Source organism: Streptomyces tremellae (genome assembly GCF_039540215.1).
Taxonomy (GTDB): Bacteria; Actinomycetota; Actinomycetes; order Streptomycetales; family Streptomycetaceae; genus Streptomyces; species Streptomyces tremellae.
Window position 1 is genome coordinate 34,160 of sequence record NZ_BAABEP010000024.1, and the last position, 15,762, is coordinate 49,921.

13 protein-coding genes and 1 pseudogene are annotated in these 15,762 nt (G+C 74.7%); 7 read left to right on the forward strand and 7 right to left on the reverse strand.

What is annotated here, in order from left to right; all coding sequences use genetic code 11:
• Positions 1-180 precede the first annotated feature (180 nt).
• Positions 181-2,991, forward strand: coding sequence for a penicillin acylase family protein (locus ABEA77_RS17930; RefSeq protein WP_345648184.1), 2,811 nt, complete (start codon positions 181-183; stop codon positions 2,989-2,991).
• An 80-nt stretch (positions 2,992-3,071) separates the two neighbouring features.
• Here the strand turns inward: ABEA77_RS17930 and ABEA77_RS17935 are convergent, their stop codons facing one another.
• From ABEA77_RS17935 to ABEA77_RS17965, 7 genes and pseudogenes are all read right to left on the reverse strand, one after another.
• Positions 3,072-3,827, reverse strand: coding sequence for an SDR family NAD(P)-dependent oxidoreductase (locus ABEA77_RS17935; protein WP_345648186.1), 756 nt, complete (start codon positions 3,825-3,827; stop codon positions 3,072-3,074).
• Positions 3,828-3,901: 74 nt separating this feature from the next.
• Entirely contained in the window at positions 3,902-4,918 is a 1,017-nt protein-coding gene (locus ABEA77_RS17940; protein ID WP_345648188.1) for an SDR family oxidoreductase, read from the reverse strand.
• A gap of 150 nt (positions 4,919-5,068) precedes the next feature.
• The gene (locus ABEA77_RS17945; protein WP_345648190.1) at positions 5,069-6,034 is read right to left on the reverse strand and encodes a helix-turn-helix transcriptional regulator; all 966 of its coding nucleotides are present in this window, start codon (positions 6,032-6,034) and stop codon (positions 5,069-5,071) included.
• Positions 6,035-6,128: 94 nt separating this feature from the next.
• Entirely contained in the window at positions 6,129-7,358 is a 1,230-nt protein-coding gene (locus ABEA77_RS17950; protein WP_345648193.1) for a cation:proton antiporter, read from the reverse strand.
• A 4-nt stretch (positions 7,359-7,362) separates the two neighbouring features.
• The gene (locus ABEA77_RS17955) at positions 7,363-7,848 is read right to left on the reverse strand and encodes a cation:proton antiporter regulatory subunit (RefSeq protein ID WP_345648196.1); all 486 of its coding nucleotides are present in this window, start codon (positions 7,846-7,848) and stop codon (positions 7,363-7,365) included.
• A 263-nt stretch (positions 7,849-8,111) separates the two neighbouring features.
• Positions 8,112-8,399, reverse strand: a pseudogene (locus ABEA77_RS17960) (polysaccharide pyruvyl transferase family protein); the annotation flags it as partial.
• A gap of 18 nt (positions 8,400-8,417) precedes the next feature.
• Positions 8,418-9,020, reverse strand: coding sequence for an MSMEG_1061 family FMN-dependent PPOX-type flavoprotein (locus ABEA77_RS17965; RefSeq protein ID WP_425588307.1), 603 nt, complete (start codon positions 9,018-9,020; stop codon positions 8,418-8,420).
• A gap of 124 nt (positions 9,021-9,144) precedes the next feature.
• On the opposite strand from ABEA77_RS17965, the gene ABEA77_RS17970 reads away from it, so the two are divergent.
• The 6 genes from ABEA77_RS17970 to ABEA77_RS17995 all read left to right on the forward strand — a co-directional run bounded on the left by ABEA77_RS17970 (position 9,145) and on the right by ABEA77_RS17995 (position 15,762).
• Positions 9,145-10,209: a FecCD family ABC transporter permease gene (locus ABEA77_RS17970; RefSeq protein ID WP_345648202.1), complete on the forward strand. Its 1,065-nt coding sequence runs from the start codon at positions 9,145-9,147 to the stop codon at positions 10,207-10,209.
• A gap of 50 nt (positions 10,210-10,259) precedes the next feature.
• Complete coding sequence (locus ABEA77_RS17975) at positions 10,260-11,318, forward strand: FecCD family ABC transporter permease (protein WP_345648326.1); 1,059 nt, start codon at positions 10,260-10,262, stop codon at positions 11,316-11,318.
• A gap of 73 nt (positions 11,319-11,391) precedes the next feature.
• The gene (locus ABEA77_RS17980) at positions 11,392-12,237 is read left to right on the forward strand and encodes an ABC transporter ATP-binding protein (protein WP_345648205.1); all 846 of its coding nucleotides are present in this window, start codon (positions 11,392-11,394) and stop codon (positions 12,235-12,237) included.
• A 19-nt stretch (positions 12,238-12,256) separates the two neighbouring features.
• Positions 12,257-13,315, forward strand: coding sequence for an iron-siderophore ABC transporter substrate-binding protein (locus ABEA77_RS17985; protein WP_345648208.1), 1,059 nt, complete (start codon positions 12,257-12,259; stop codon positions 13,313-13,315).
• Positions 13,316-13,501: 186 nt separating this feature from the next.
• Complete coding sequence (locus ABEA77_RS17990) at positions 13,502-14,968, forward strand: PepSY-associated TM helix domain-containing protein (protein ID WP_345648210.1); 1,467 nt, start codon at positions 13,502-13,504, stop codon at positions 14,966-14,968.
• On the forward strand, positions 14,965-15,762 hold the full coding sequence (locus tag ABEA77_RS17995) for a DUF5134 domain-containing protein (protein ID WP_345648213.1): 798 nt from the start codon (positions 14,965-14,967) through the stop codon (positions 15,760-15,762). The genes ABEA77_RS17990 and ABEA77_RS17995 overlap by 4 nt, the downstream gene beginning before the upstream one ends.

Consider the following 15,762-nt stretch of genomic DNA (forward strand, 5'->3'; position numbering starts at 1 on the left):
GGGCACTCCTCCCGCTGTCCCGGCCGGGATTACCTCGCAGAGGTGGCGGCCGGGCCGCGGTGCCCGGCCAACCCCGGGGCCCCGCCCGCCGATCCGGCGGAAAAATGGCGGGCACACGGCTGCCACCACCCGTCCTACCGTGGGTAACGTCTGCCCCACTGCCTTCCGGGAGGAGTGGGAATGCGACGACGCACCCTCAGTCTCAGAGCCGCCGCGGCAGGTGCCGTGCTCGCCCTCGGCATCGGGCTCGCCGCCCCGGCGCCGACGCGCGCGGCGGCCGAAGAAGCGGGCGCCGACTACTGCCACGGCCAGTGCCGCGACATCCTGCCACCCGGCGAGAACGGCAACGCCACACTCGCCGACATCCTCGCCAACCGCACCCTGGGCACCCGCCCCGCGCACACCAGCGACCAACTCGGGCCCTACGCCGACCTGGCGGGCGGCTATCCGCAGCTGACGGACGCCGCGCTCGGCTCCTTCTACGACGACGCGTCCTTCGGCGTGCCGAAGGACCAGGTCGCCGCCACGGACAGCCCGCGCCCCGACGTCACCATCACCCGCGACAAGGCCACCGGGGTGCCGCACATCAAGGGCACGACCCGCTCGGGCACCGAGTTCGGCGCCGGGTACGCCGCGGCCCAGGACCGGCTGTGGCTGATGGACCTCTTCCGGCATGTGGGCCGCGGCGAGCTGACCTCCTTCGCCGGAGGCGCCGCCGCCAACCAGGGGTTGGAGCAGCAGTTCTGGCGCGCTGCCCCCTACACGGAGGCCGACCTGCAGAGCCAGGTCGACCGGCTGTCCGCCGCCGGGGCGCGGGGCGCCCAGGCGCTCGCCGACGCGCAGGACTATGTCGCGGGGATCAACGCGTACATCGCCAAGGCCAAGCCGGGACGCTACTTCCCCGGCGAGTACGACCTGACGGGGCACATCGACCCGATCACCAATGCGGGCACCATCGAGCAGTTCAAGCTGACCGACCTGATCGCGCTCGCCTCCGTGGTGGGCGCGCTGTTCGGCTCGGGCGGCGGGGGAGAGGTGCAGAACGCCCTCTCGCTCCAGGCCGCGCAGGCCAAGTACGGGGTGACGCGCGGCACCGAGGTCTGGGAGTCCTTCAGGGAGCGCGACGACCCGGAGGCCGTACGCACCCTGCACGACGGCCAGAGCTTCCCCTACGCGGTCAGGCCCGCCGAGCCCAGGGGCACGGCGCTGCCCGACCCGGGCTCGGTCACCGAGGAGCCCCTGGTGTACGACCGCACCGGGTCCGCGGCGCAGGGCGCGAAGGCGCGGCGCACCCCCGTGCGCGCGCCCGCAGGACTGAAGCCGCTCCAGGGCGTCTACGACGACGGGGTGCTGCCCGCCGACCTCCTCGCCACCCCCCGCAAGGGCATGTCCAACGCGCTCGTCGTCTCCGGTGCGCACACCGCGAGCGGCCATCCCGTCGCCGTCTTCGGCCCGCAGACCGGCTACTTCGCTCCCCAGCTGCTGATGATCGAGGAGTTGCAGGGCCCCGGCATCAGCGCCCGCGGCGCCGCCTTCGCGGGCCTGAGCCTGTACGTGGAGCTCGGCCGCGGCCAGGACTACGCCTGGAGCGCCACCTCCGCGAGCCAGGACGTCACCGACACCTACGCCGTCCAGCTGTGCGAGCCGGACGGCTCCGCGCCCACCAAGGACTCCACCTCCTACGTGTGGCACGGGAGCTGCCTGCCGATGGAGAGGCTTGAGCGGACCGACTCCTGGTCGCCGACGCTCGCCGACTCCACCGCGAAGGGCTCCTACCGGATGCGGGTGTACCGCACGAAGTACGGCCCGGTGCAGTACCGCGCGACCGTCGCGGGCAAACCCGTCGCGTACACCACGCTGCGCAGCTCCTACCAGCATGAGGCCGACTCCATCATCGGCTTCCAGATGCTCAACGACCCCGGCCACGTGCACGATCCGGCGAGCTTCCAGAGCGCGGCGCAGCACATCAACTACACGTTCAACTGGTTCTACGCCGACGACCGGCACACCGCCTACTACAACTCGGGCACCAACCCGGTGCGCGCCGGCGGCGTCGACGCCTCCCTGCCGGTGCTCGCCGAACCCGCCTACGAGTGGCGGGGGTTCGACCCCGACGACAACACCGCCGACTACACACCGCCCGCGCAGCACCCGCAGTCGGTCGACCAGGACTACTACGTGTCCTGGAACAACAAGCAGGCCGCCGGGTACGACTCGGCCTCCTTCGGCGACGGCTCCGTGCACCGGGCCGACCTGCTCGACGCCCGGGTCAAGGCGCTCGTGCGCAAGGGCGGTGTCACCCGCGCCGCCCTCACCCGGGCCATGGCCGACGCCGCGCTGACCGACCTGCGCGGCGAGGACGTGCTGCCCGACCTGCTCGCCGTGGTGCGCAGCGCGCCCCTCACCGACCCCGCGGCCGAGGAGACCGTGCAGAAGCTGGAGGACTGGGCGGCGGACGGCGGCAAGCGCCGTGAGACCACCCCCGGTTCGCACACCTACGCGGACGCCGACGCGGTCCGGATCATGGACGCCTGGTGGCCGCTGCTGGTCGAGGCCGAGTTCAAGCCGGGGCTCGGCGACGGCCTGTACACCGCGCTGACCGCGAATCTGACGGTCGACGAGTCGCCCTCGGCGGCGCACGGCCCCACCGGGGGCCACGCGGGCAGCTCCTTCCAGTACGGCTGGTGGTCCTACGTCGACAAGGACCTCAGGGCCGTGCTCGGTGAGCCGGTGAGGGGCGCCCTCGGCGCGACGTACTGCGGCGGCGGCGACCTCACCGCGTGCCGCACGGCGCTGCTCGACTCGCTGGAGCGGGCGGCGGCCGAGCCCGCCGGCCAGGTCTACCCGGGCGACGACGGCTGCGGGGCCGGCGACCAGTGGTGCGCCGACAGCATCGTGCAGAGCCCGCTCGGCGGGGTCACCGACGACCGGATCTCCTGGCAGAACCGCCCCACGTACCAGCAGGTCGTGGAGTTCCCGGCGCACCGGTAGCGCGCCGGGGCGGGCGGAGCCGGGGCGGGGGACGCGGGCGTTCCCCGCCCCCGGGGCCCGCGTGCGCGGCGGCCGGGCGGTCAGACCACGACCTGTGCGTAGCCGCCGTCCGCGAAGAGGTCCGCCCCGTTGACGTACGAGGAGTCGGGGGAGGCGAGGAAGAGGGCCGCGCCCGCGATCTCGTCGGGGTCGCCCACGCGCCCCAGGGCGACCGCGGCGGCGAACTGGTCGAGCGCCGCCTCCTCCTGACCCTCGGGCAGGACGCCGAGCAGGCCCGGCGTCCTGGTCGGGCCGGGGCTGAGCACATTGACGCGGAACTGCCGCTCCTTGGCCTGGCGCGCCCAGCTGCGCACGAGGTTGCGCAGGGCCGCCTTGGTGGCCGAGTAGACGTCGAGCCCGGGGTCGGGGCGGGTCGCGGTCGTGGAGCCCGTGACGATGACGGAGGCGCCGGGGGCGAGCAGTGGCAGCGCCTTCTGAAGGGTGAAGAGAGGGCCCTTCACATTGGTGGCGAACATCGCGTCGAAGTCCTTCTCGGTGATCTCGCCGAGCGAACCGGTCACACCGCCGCCCGCGTTGGCCACCAGGACGTCGATGCGTCCCGCCTCGGCACGCACCCGCTCGTACAGTGCGTCCAGCTCGCCGGGGTGGCCCGCGTCGGCGCGTACGGGCGTCACCCGGTCCCCGAGCTCCGCGGCTGCCGCGTCCAGCGGGCCCTGCCTGCGGCCGGTGAGGAAGACATGCGCGCCCTCCCGCACGAAGCGCCGGACGATCGCGAGACCGATGCCGCTGCCGCCTCCGGTGACCAGGGCCACCTTGTTCTCCAGTACGCCTGACATGAGGGGTGCCTCCACAACAGCTACGTTATTGACCATGCAGTCAATAACGTAGCTGTTGTGGACCGTTCGGTCAATTACTCGGGTGCGGGCCCCTGTGCGGCGCCCGCCCCCGGCCACCGCGCGCCGGTCAGCTCCACGGCGCGCTCCCACAGGCCGGCCGCGAGCCGCGGATCGCGCGCGGCGCGCGGGACCCGGGCGTGGCCGGGTGCGCCGACCGCCTCGAAGTTGCGGGAAGGGCCGAAGTAGTCGCCCGAGCGGGCGCCGGGGTCGGTGGCGGCCCGCAGCACCGGCAGGGCCCCCTGGTCGGCTCCCTGGTGCAGCCCCGGGACCCGCATGACCAGCGTGGTCGCGTTGACCGGGCGCTTCGTGGTGTCCTCGCCGAAGCGCTTGCCCGTCACCTGGAGGTTCGTGGTGCAGGACCCGGGGTGCGCGGCCGTGCTGGTGACGCCCCAGGACCCGCGCCCGCTCCTGCGGCCCAGCTCGAACGCGAAGAGCAGCGCCGCCAGCTTCGACTGCCCGTACGCCCGCATCCCCGAGTAGCGGCGCTGGAGTTGGAGGTCCGCCAGGTCCAGCCTGGTGGTCGGGAAGTTGACCGCGAGGCTTCCGAGGTTCACCACCCGGCCGCCGCCGGACGAGGCGCGCAGCGCGTCGAGGAGCCCGGCCGTCAGCGCGAAGTGTCCGAGGAAGTTGGTGGCCAGCTGGAGTTCGAAGCCGTCGGGCGTCACCTCGCGACGCGGCACGTCCATGATCCCGGCGTTGTTGACCAGGATGTCCACCGGGGCACCGGCCTCGGCGAGCCGGCGCGTGAAGTCCCGCACCGACGCGAGCGAGGCGACGTCGAGCCGCTCCTGCTCCACGGCTGCGCCCTGCACCTCGGCGCGGATCGCGTCGAGCGAGGCCCTGCCCTTGTCCGGGTTGCGCACCGCGAGGACGACCCGGGCGCCCGCGCGGGCCAGCCGCTTCGCCACCTCGAACCCGACGCCGCTGGTCGCGCCGGTCACGACCGCCGTGCGGCCGGTGCAGTCGGGGACGGTCCACTCCCGCCGGGTCTTCCGGTCGTCCTGCCGCTTCTGGGAACGCTGATCAGTCACTGTGCCGTACTTCCTGTGTGGAGGGTGCCTCGGCGGGCGCGCCCGGGCAGCGCGGTGCCGCGGAGAGTTCTGGGCGTTGCGTGCCGCGGGGTGCGGCCGGCGCCGGGAGCGGCACCTGTATTGCGGCCCGGGTCCCGTGTCCGACGCGACTCAGGCCCGGCGCTCCGGGCCCTCGGTGTTCCACTGCGCGAGGAAGCGCAGGGCGTCCTCGGAGGGGGAGTCCGCAGGCGCGGTGTAGCCGACCAGGGAGAGGCCGGGGCTGCCCTCGACGGCGTAGACCTGGGCGTCGAGCGTCATGGGGCCCGCGAGCGGATGGTGGTAGGTCTTGCGGCGGAGCTTGGGCGCGCTCACCGACTGGGCGGCCCACCAGGCCCGGAAGCGCGTGTCGCGCACGCTCAGCTCCCCGACGAGGACCTGGAGCGCGGCGTCCTCGGGGCGCCGGCCCGCCTCCATGCGCAGCGCGGCCACCGACTCCCTCGCCATGGGCTCCCAGCCGTCGCGGAACAGGGCCTGGTAGCCGGGGTCGAGGAACGCCAGCCTGACCAGGTTGCGGCCCTCCTTCGGCAGCGCGCCGAAATCCACGAGCAGCCAGGTGGCCGCCGTGTTCCAGGCCAGCACGTCCATGCGCCGGTTGAGGACGAGGGCGGGCAGCCCGGTCAGGCCGTCGAGCAGCCGCCGCACGCTGTCGGGCACCCGGTCGTCCGGCGTGTCCTGCGGGTGCGCGGCGTCCGGCGGGGAGGTCGCCGCGCCCGCGACCGCGAAGAGGTACAGCCGCTCGTCGCCGTCCAGGTCCAGTGCGTCCGCAAGGGCGGTCAGCACCGCGCGCGACACGCGCCGCTTGCGGCCCTGCTCGATCCGTACGACGTAGTCGACGCTGACGTGGGCGAGCTCCGCCAGTTCCTCCCGGCGGAGGCCGGGGACCCGGCGCGGCCTGCCGTCGTCGAACACGCCGAGCCGGGCCGGGTCGGCCCGCCCGCGCAACGCGCGCAGGAAGTCGCCGAGCGCCCGGTCGCCCGGGGCCGCGTCCGCCCCGCCCCCGCGGGGCCGCGCGGCGGCGCGGGCCTGGCCAGGGGCGTCCGGGGCGTCGTGCGGGGAATCGAGATCGGTGCGCCTCATGCCCTCCAGCATGGAACGCGGGCCGGCGACGTGCCTGGTACCCCCGGTCCCATGCGGCGGCCGGCGGCCCGGCGGCGCCGGCCGGCGGGGGGCGCTACGAGCGGCCCGAGACCTGCGTGTCGGGCAGCGGGTCCTCCGGGGCCTCCGCCCGGTTCTCGCGCCGGGTGCGGCGGGCCGCACGGGCGGTGAGGCGGCGGGCCACCGGCTCGGTGAAGCGGGCGCCCAGCGGGCCGAGGATCACCAGGATCAGCACGTACGCCGTGGCCAGCGGGCCGATCCGCGGGTCCACGCCCACGGCCAGCCCGGCGATGACGATGGAGAACTCGCCGCGGGCGACCAGCGCGCCGCCCGCCCGCCACCGGCCCGCCGTCCTGATGCCCGCCCTGCGGGCCGCGACATACCCCGTCGCCACCTTCGTCAGCGCCGTCACGGCGGCCAGCAGGAGGGCGGGCAGCAGCACCGGCGGGATGTCGGCCGGGTTGGTGCTCAGCCCGAAGAACACGAAGAACACCGCGGCGAACAGGTCGCGCAGCGGCGTGAGCAGGCTGCTCGCACCCTCCGCGACCTCCCCCGACAGGGCGATGCCCACCAGGAAGGCGCCGACCGCGGCGGAGACCTGGAGCTGCTGCGCGATGCCCGCGACGAGCAGGGCGAGGCCCAGCACGACGAGGAGCAGCATCTCGGCGTTGTCCGAGGAGACGGCCCTGCTGATCAGCCGCCCGTGGCGCAGCGCCACATAGAGGACGGCGCCGACCGTGCCCAGCGAGATGAGCAGCGTGATGCTGCCGCCCGCGAGACCCACCCCGGAGAGCAGCGCCGTGAGGATCGGCAGGTACACCGCCATGGCCAGGTCCTCCATCACGAGGACGCCGAGGATGACGGGGGTCTCGCGGTTGCCGAGCCGCCCGAGGTCGCCGAGCACCTTCGCGATGACGCCCGACGAGGAGATCCAGGTCACCCCCGCGAGGGCGACCGCGGCGACGGGCCCCCAGCCGAGCAGGAGGGCGGCTGCCGCGCCGGGCAGCGCGTTGAAGACGAAGTCGATGGCGCCCGAGGGGTACTGCGTCTTGAGGCTGCTGACCAGCTCCGACGCGCTGTACTCAAGACCGAGCAGCAGCAGGAGCAGGATGACGCCGATCTCGGCGCCGGTCGCCACGAAGTCCTCGCTGGCGTCGAGCGGCAGCAGCCCGCCCTTGCCGAAGGCGAGGCCCGCCAGCAGGTAGAGGGGGATCGGCGAGAATCCGATACGGCCCGCGAAGCGGCCCAGGATGCCGAGCGCCAGGACGATGGCTCCGAGTTCTATGAGCAGCGAGGTGTCCTGCACGCGCCTATCCTCCCGCGATGAGTGTGCCGACGGCGTTGACGCCCTCCCGGGTCCCGACGACCACCAGCACGTCGCCGATGGCGAAGCGGAAGTCGGGCGTGGGGGAGGGGAAAGCGCCGGTGCGGCGCAGCACGGCGACGATGGACGCGCCCGTGCGGGTACGCGCCTTGGTCTCGCCGAGCGGGCGGCCCGCGTACGGGGAGTTCTTGGAGACCGGGATGCGCTCCGTGACCAGGTCGATCTCCACCTGCTGCCGCACGGCGCGCAGCGAGTCGGGGGCGAGCACCTCCGCGAGCGCCGCCGCCTCGTCCGGCGCGAGGGTCACCGTCTCCTTGCAGCTCTCCTCGTCCTCCGGGTCGTGGAAGCCGACCGTGCGGCGGCCGTCGAGGTGGACGACGACGGACAGGTGCTGCCCGGTCCCGGTGTCGAGATCACACCGCGTCCCCACCCCCGGCAGTGCCGTTTTTCGCGTGCGTGCCGCACCCTTCATCGCTGGCCCCTCTGCTCCGCGTTCAAGAATCGCCCTGGGTATCCTAACGAAATGGTCAAGTGTTCGATCCGGGGCGGCGCGTGAGCAGGCGCTGCGCGGACGCGTACGGCGCGTACGGCGGTACGGGCGGGTACGCGCGGAGCCCGTACCGCCGTACGCGCGTCGGCCCACGCGGGGCGCCGGCGCGCCGGCGGGAGATCGGGAGCACCGACGCGATGTCCGCGCCGTTGGCCTGAGTGACCTTCCACGGCTCCTCCTGGGGCCCGGGCCACCGTCGTCGGGCACGGCTGCTGGCGGGCCTTGTCGCGCAGCGCGGCGGGCAGCAGTGCGCGTACCTGCTCGATGGAGCCGTGGCTGCGCAGCCCGAAGAAGTCGGCGCGCTCCACCAGCCGCGCGAGCGAGGTGCGGAACCCGTCGAAGCCGTAGCGCTGTCCGTCGAACGCGTGGAAGCCGACCGCGTACACCACGAGCGGCACGTCGATCCGGGCGAGCACGTCGTCCGTGACGTTCCACTGCCGGCCGCTGTTGCCGTTGTGCGGGGTATTGGGCACGGCGTGGGGCGGGCCCCGTCAGGGGCGCGGATCCCACAGGCCCGAGCGGCGCAGCGACTGCGGGCAGTGCCTGAACGACTCGTCGATCTCCACCAGCATCGCCAGGGAGGGGCGTTGGCCCTTCACGGCCATCAGGTCGAAGAACGGCGCGTCGGTGAGGACGCGGGCGCGCCCGTTGATCCGGAGTATCTCCTTGGAGCCGGGCACCAGATGGAGCAGGCCCACGTGCGGGTTGCGCAGGATGTTGCGGAAGCTGTCGCCGCGCCGGTTGCCCGGCCGGTCCGGTATCGCCACCCTCCCGCGGTCCACGACGTGCACGAAGCCGGGGGAGCCGCCGCGGGGCGAGGTGTCGCAGTTGCCCTCGTCGTCGGAGGTGGCCACCACGCAGAACGGCGAGGCCGCGAGCAGCGCGAGGTCGGCGTCGGTGAGGTCGGGGCGCACCTTCTCGATGACGACCGGGTGCGGCTCGCCGCCCAGCAGCTCCGTCAGCTCCTCCTCGGAGCGCAGCTCGGTCCAGGCGGGCACGGGCGGCGGCGTGCGCACGGGGGCCGGCGCCCCGACATGGTGCGGTGCCCGCGGTGGGGGAGCGGCGGCCGTGGCGGACCGCGGGGGACGGGGCATGGCGGGCGCTTCCGGGGTGGGCGTCAGGGGCAGATCGACTTTAGGTTAGCCTACCCTGATCTACCCCCACCGCGTCGGGTCTCCGTACGGAAGGCCCGGCCCCGACACGCACACGGGACCGCCGATGCCCCACGCGCTGCCCGCCGCCCCGCCCGCCCCCGTGCCGCCGCGCCCCGCGGTGCCCCGGGGCAGGGCGCGGCTCCTCGCCGCGGGGCTGCCGCTCGCGGCCGCGCTGCTCGCCATGGCCGTCTGGGCGAGCCTCTTCGTCGGTTCCGGGAGCGTCGGCGCGGCCGACGTGGTGCATGCGCTGCTGCACTCCGATGCCCTGGACCGGGGGCAGTTGGTCGTCCACGAGGTGCGCGTGCCGCGCACGGCCGCCGGGCTGCTCGCGGGCGCCGCGCTCGGCCTCGCGGGCACGGTCATGCAGGGCGTGACCCGCAACCCCCTCGCCGACCCCGGGCTGCTCGGGGTGAACGCGGGGGCCTCGGTCAGCGTGGTCTTCGCGATCAGCGTCCTCGGCCTCGCGGAACCGTCGCACTACATCTGGTTCGGCTTCCTCGGCGCGGCCCTCGCCGCCGCCCTCGTGTACGGGGTGGGGGCGATGGGCCGCGAGGGGGCGACGCCGCTCAAGCTCGCCCTCTCGGGCGCCGCGGTCAGCTCCGCCCTCACCGCGCTCACCACCTCGCTCCTGCTGGGCGACAACGACACCTTCGAGCAGTACCGCTTCTGGCAGGTCGGCTCCCTCGCGGGCCGCGAGGCACCCGTGCTCTGGCAGGCTCTGCCCTTCGTGGCCGTCGGCGGCGCCTGCGCCCTGCTGCTCGGACCCGGGCTCAACGCCCTCGCTCTCGGCGACGACGTCGCCAGGGGGCTCGGCCAGCGGGTCGGCGCGGCCCGGCTCGGCGCCGCCGCGTGCGTGGTGGTGCTGTGCGGCTCCGCCACCGTGGTGGCCGGGCCCCTCGGCTTCGTGGGCCTCGTGGTGCCGCACGCGGTGCGCCTGTTCACCGGCCCCGACCACCGCTGGATCCTGCCGTACAGCGCCCTCCTCGCGCCCGTGCTCGTCCTGCTGGCGGACGTGGTGGGGCGGGTGGTGGCCCGCCCCGGCGAGGTGCAGGCGGGCATCGTGACGGCGGCGATCGGCGCCGTGCCGTTCGTCCTGCTGGTGCGCTACCGCAAGGCGGTCGAGCTGTGAGCGGCCGGGGCCACGCCGCGGCGGCCGGCGCGGCGGACGCCGCACCTGACATCCCGTACGGCGCGGACGGGGAGCGGCTCGCGGCCGTGCGGCGGCGGGTGGTGCGCGCGCGGCGTCGCGGCCGGGCCCGCACCGCCCTGGTGTGCGCCGCGCTCGCGGTCGCCACGGCCGCCGTGTTCTGCCTCGCGCTCGCCCACGGCGACATGGCGGTGCCGCTGCGGGACGTGGTGTCCGCGCTCACCGGCGGCGGCGACACCGCCACCCGCTACGTGGTGGTCGACCTGCGCCTGCCCAGGGCGCTCACCGGCCTCGCCGTGGGGCTCGCACTCGGCATGGCGGGCGCGGTCTTCCAGGCGCTGCTGCGCAACCCGCTGGCCAGCCCCGACGTCATCGGGGTGAGCCAGGGCGCCGGCACCGCCGCCGTCCTCGCCTCCCTCGTCCTCAAGGCCGGCGGATTCGCCCTCTCGGCCGCGGCGCTCGCCGGAGCCCTGGCCACCGCGGCGGCGATGTACCTGCTGGCGCGTCGCGGCGGCGTCACCGGGAGCCGGCTCGTGCTGATCGGCATCGGGATCGGTGCGGGGCTCTCCAGCGTCACCTCGTACCTCCTGACGAACGCCCAGGTCACCGAGGCGCAGGACGCGCTGCTCTGGCTCACGGGAAGCCTCAACGGCGTCTCGCTCCACCAGCTGTGGCCGTTGCTGCTCGCCCTCGCCGTACTGCTGCCGCTGATGCTGCTCGTGGCCCGCCCCCTCGGGACGCTGCGGCTCGGCGACGACACCGCCGCCGGCCTCGGCGTCGGCGTGGAGCGCTCCCGCACCGCCCTGCTGGCCTGCGCGGTGGCGCTCGCGGGCGTGGCGACCGCCGCGGCGGGCCCGGTCGCCTTCGTGGCCTTCGTCGCCGGGCCCGTCGCGCGGCGGCTGGTGCCGGGCGGGGGAGCCGCGCTGCTGCCCGCCGCGCTGACCGGCGGCCTGCTGGTGCTGTGCGCGGACTACGCGGCGCAACACCTGCTGTGGTCGAGCCAGTTCCCCGTCGGCGTGGTGACCAGCCTGATCGGCGCGCCGTATCTGCTCTGGCTGCTGGCGCGCTCCTCGTACGGCGGCCGTCGCTGACGCGCCCCTCGTACGGCCGCCCGCCGACGCGCCGCCCCCTCTTCCCACGACGTCCGGACGCAGAAGGACCACGATGACCTCAACCCCGCTCCTCCAGGCCCGCGGCCTCACGGTGGGCTACGACCGCCGCGAGGTGGTGAGCGGGCTCGACCTCGACGTCGAGCCCGGCGCGTTCACCGTGATCGTCGGCCCCAACGCCTGCGGCAAGTCGACCCTGTTGCGGACGCTCGCCCGGCTGCTCGCCCCGTCCGCCGGCGCCGCCCTGCTCGACGGGCGCAGCATCCACGGGATGCCGACCCGGGAGGTGGCCGCGGCCCTCGGCATCCTGCCGCAGAGCCCCTCGGCGCCCGACGGGATCACCGTCGCCGACCTGGTCGGCAGGGGCCGCTACCCGCACCACGGCAGGTTCCGCCGCTGGAGCGCGCGGGACGACGACGCGGTCGCCCACGCCCTGCTGGCCACCGGCGTCTCCGAGCTGGCGCAGCGGCCGGTCGACGCGCTCTCCGGCGGCCAGCGCCAGCGCGCCTGGATCGCCATGGCGCTGTGCCAGCGCACCGGCATCCTGCTGCTGGACGAGCCGACGACCTATCTCGACGTGCGCCACCAACTCGACGTCCTTGACCTGCTGGTGGACCTGAACCGGGACGAGGGCACGACCATCGTGGCGGTCCTGCACGACCTGAACCTCGCCTGCCGCTACGCCGACCGGCTGGTCGCCATGCGGGACGGCGCGGTGGTGGCGGAGGGCGCCCCCTCGCGGATCGTCACCGAGGAGCTGGTGACCGAGGTGTTCGGCATGCCCTGCCACGTGGTGCAGGACCCGGCGTCGGGGACGCCGCTGATCGTGCCCGTGGGCCGGCACCGCGTCCGCCCGAGGGACTCCGGTACTCCCGGCGCCCCGGAGGCACGTAAAGATTAGGTTAGGCTAACCTAAAGTCATGTTCACTCGTGTGCAGCGCCCCACCGCGGGCTTCCGTGGGCGCTCCCTCCTCAGATCCCTCGTCCTCCCGCTGGCCACGGCCGCGGTGCTCGCCTCGGGGGTGACGGCCTGTTCGTCGGACGGCTCCGGCTCCGGCTCCGCTGCCGCCGCGGGTGCCCCGTCCACGGCCGGAGCGCGGGACGCGGCCTTTCCCGTCTCCATCCCCACCAAGTTCGGTGACGTGACCGTCAAGCAGAAGCCCACCCGCGTGGTGGCGCTCGGCTGGGGCGACGCCGAGACGGCGCTCGCCCTCGGCGTCCAGCCGGTCGGGGCCAGCGACTGGCTCGCGTTCGGCGGCGACGGCGTCGGCCCCTGGGCCAAGGGCCGCTATCAGAAGAAGCCCGAGATCATCGGCACCTTGGAGCCCGAGTACGAGAAGATCGCGGCGCTCAGGCCCGACTTGATCCTCGACACCAAGTCGAGCGGCGACCAGAAGCGCTACGACAACCTCAGCAAGATCGCGCCCACCGTCGACGTCCCCAAGGGCGGCGACCAGTACAAGACCACCTGGGACGTGCAGACCCGGATGGTCGCCGACGCGCTCGGACTCAAGGCCGAGGGCGCCCGACTGGTCGCCGCCGCCAAGGAGAAGTTCGCCAAGGCGGCCGCCGCGCACCCCGAGTTCCACGGCAGGACCATCACCGTCGGCGCGCTCAGCGGCGCCGGGTACGGCGCGTACGTCAGCGGCGTGGACCGGGTCGACTTCGTCCAGCGCCTCGGCTTCCGCAACAACCCCGCCATCGAGAAGCGCGCGGGCGCCGCCTTCTCCGTCAGTGTCTCCCGCGAGAACCTCAACCTGCTCGACGCCGACGTCCTGCTGATGACGCACATCGGGGTCCCGGCCTCCAAGATCACCGGGGATCGGCTCTACCGGGAGCTCCCCGCGGTGAAGGCGGGCCACAGCGTCGTCATGGACGACCAGAACGTCAGCCAGGCGTTCGCCACCGACTCGGTGCTCTCCATGGACTACGCGCTCAGCAAGGTCGTACCGCTGCTCGCGAAGGCCCTCGCCAGGTGACACCGCGCCGGGCGCGGGGCGCCCGTGGGGCCGCCGTCCTCCGAGTGGGGCGGCGGCCCCACGGGGTTCCCGCCGCCCGCCATGGCGTTCCTCACCCGGGGCGCGGGGATCGGGGCCCGCCCCGCGCACGACTTCCTCGGGGACGCCGGTGAGAGAGCCGGCGCACCTCACGGAAGGCCGAGGAACGTGACGAGTGAGCTCGGGGTGACGGCTCAGGCACCACCACCGACAACGGGCCCGCCGGACGCCGGCCGTGCCCCTGCCCCCGGCGGGCCCGCGTCCGGATGCGCGGACGCCGGGCCGGACGCCCCTGTCCCGGAGCGCGGCGGGCCGGGGTTCTGGCAGGCGGTGCGCCCGCTGCTGCTGCGCCTGCACTTCTACGCCGGGGTGTGCGTCGGCCCCTTCCTGCTGGTCGCCGCCGTCACGGGACTCGCGTACACCACCACTCCCCAACTCGAACAGGTCCTGTACCGGCACGAGTTGACGGTCAGCCCGGTACCGGGGAGCCGGCCGGTCGCCGAGCAGGTGCGCGCGGCGGCGCGCGCGGTGCCCCACGGCACACTCCAGTCCGTGGAGCCGGCCGCCACCCCTACCGCGAGCACCCGCGTGGCATTCGGCGTCCCCGGCCTGCCGGACGGATACAGCACCACCGCGTTCGTCGACCCGCACACCGGGAAGGTACTCGGCACCCTGCGCACCTACGGCGACTGGCTGCCCGTGCGCGCCTGGCTCGACAGCCTCCACCGCACCCTCCACCTCGGCGAATTCGGTCGCAACTACAGTGAACTGGCAGCCAGTTGGCTCTGGGTTGAGGTGCTCGGCGGCCTGGTGCTGTGGATCGGGTCGCCCCGGCGCGCCCGGCGGCTGCGCCGTACCCTGCTGCCCCGGCCAGGCGCCGGCCGCGGCCGTACCGCCTCCTGGCACGGCGCGCTGGGACTGTGGGTGGCCGCGGGGCTGCTCGGGCTCTCCGCGACCGGCCTGACCTGGTCGCTCCACGCGGGCACCTCCATCGGGAAGATCCAGGACGCGCTGCACGGCTCGACGCCCTCGGTGGCGACGGCCCTGCCGCACCGGGCACCGTCGCCCGGCGCGCCGGGAGCCCGGGACGCGGGCCTCGACGGCGCTCTCGCCGCGGCTCACCGGGCCGGGCTCTCGGGACCGCTCGTCGTCACACCGCCCGGGGGGCCGGGCGTGGCGTACGAGGTGAAGGAGAACAAGCGGTCGTGGCCCGAGGCCCAGGACTCCGTCGCCGTCGACCCCGTGACCGGCCGCGTCACGGCGCACCTGCGCTTCGCCGACTACCCCGTCCTGGCCAAGCTGACCCGCTGGGGCATCGACGCGCACATGGGCCTGCTGTTCGGGCTCGCCAACCAGATCGCCCTCGCCCTGCTCGCCCTGGGCCTGATCGCCATGGTCCTGCTCGGCTACCGGATGTGGTGGCGCCGCAGGCCCACCAGAGGCGAGGGGCGAAGGCTCCCCAGGCCGCCCGCGAGGGGCGCCTGGCGCAGGCTGCCCGGCCGGGTGCTCGCGCCCGCGGCCGTCGCGCTGTGCGTACTCGGGTACTACCTGCCGCTGTTCGGCATCCCGCTCGCGGTGTTCCTCGTCGCCGACGCGGCGGTGGGCGCCGTACGGCGCCGGAGGGCCGCGCTGTGATCGCGGCGGCCGGACTGAGGTGGCTGCTGACGCTCGTGTTCGCCGCGGTCGCCGGGTACGCCGGATGGCGCGCCGCCGTCCCGGTACGGGCGGGCGGCCGGAGGCAGGACACCACAGAACGCGTCGCGCACGCCCTGCACGCGGTGATGGCGGTGGCCATGGCGGTGATGGCGTGGCCCTGGGGCATGCGCCTTCCGGCCATGCCGCAAATCGTGTTCTTCGCGCTCGCCGGCGGGTGGTTCCCCGCCGTCGCGCTGGTACGGGCCCGGCGGACCGGCCTCGGCCGGGGCCTGCTGCACGCCCTGCCGCACGCCGTGATGATGGGCGCCATGGCCTGGATGCTCGCCGTGATGACGGCAGGGGACGTGCCGCACTCCGGTGGTGGCGCGGGCTCCATGGCGGACATGCCCGGGATGGACATGTCCGCGCCGGGCGCCACCGCCACGATGACGCTGCACGGCACGGACGGCACGGTGGCCGCCGTGCTCGCCGCGGCCTTCCTCGCCCTCGCGCTGCGCCGGCTCGCCAGGGGCTTCGACCTGGCGCGTGCCGCACCCCGCAGGGAGCGCGCGGCGGGGGAGGACACCGCGGACCGGGCCCGCGGGGCGGAGGACTGTGCCGTGGGCCAGGCCCGTACGGCGGCGGACACCGCGGACCGGGACCGTAGGGCGGGGGAGGACACCGCGGACCGGGCCCGTGGGGCGGGGGACCGCGTCCTGTCCGGTGCCTACGACCTCTCCTGCCACGGTGTGATGGCGCTCGGCATGGCGGTCATGCTGGCCGTGCTCGCCTGA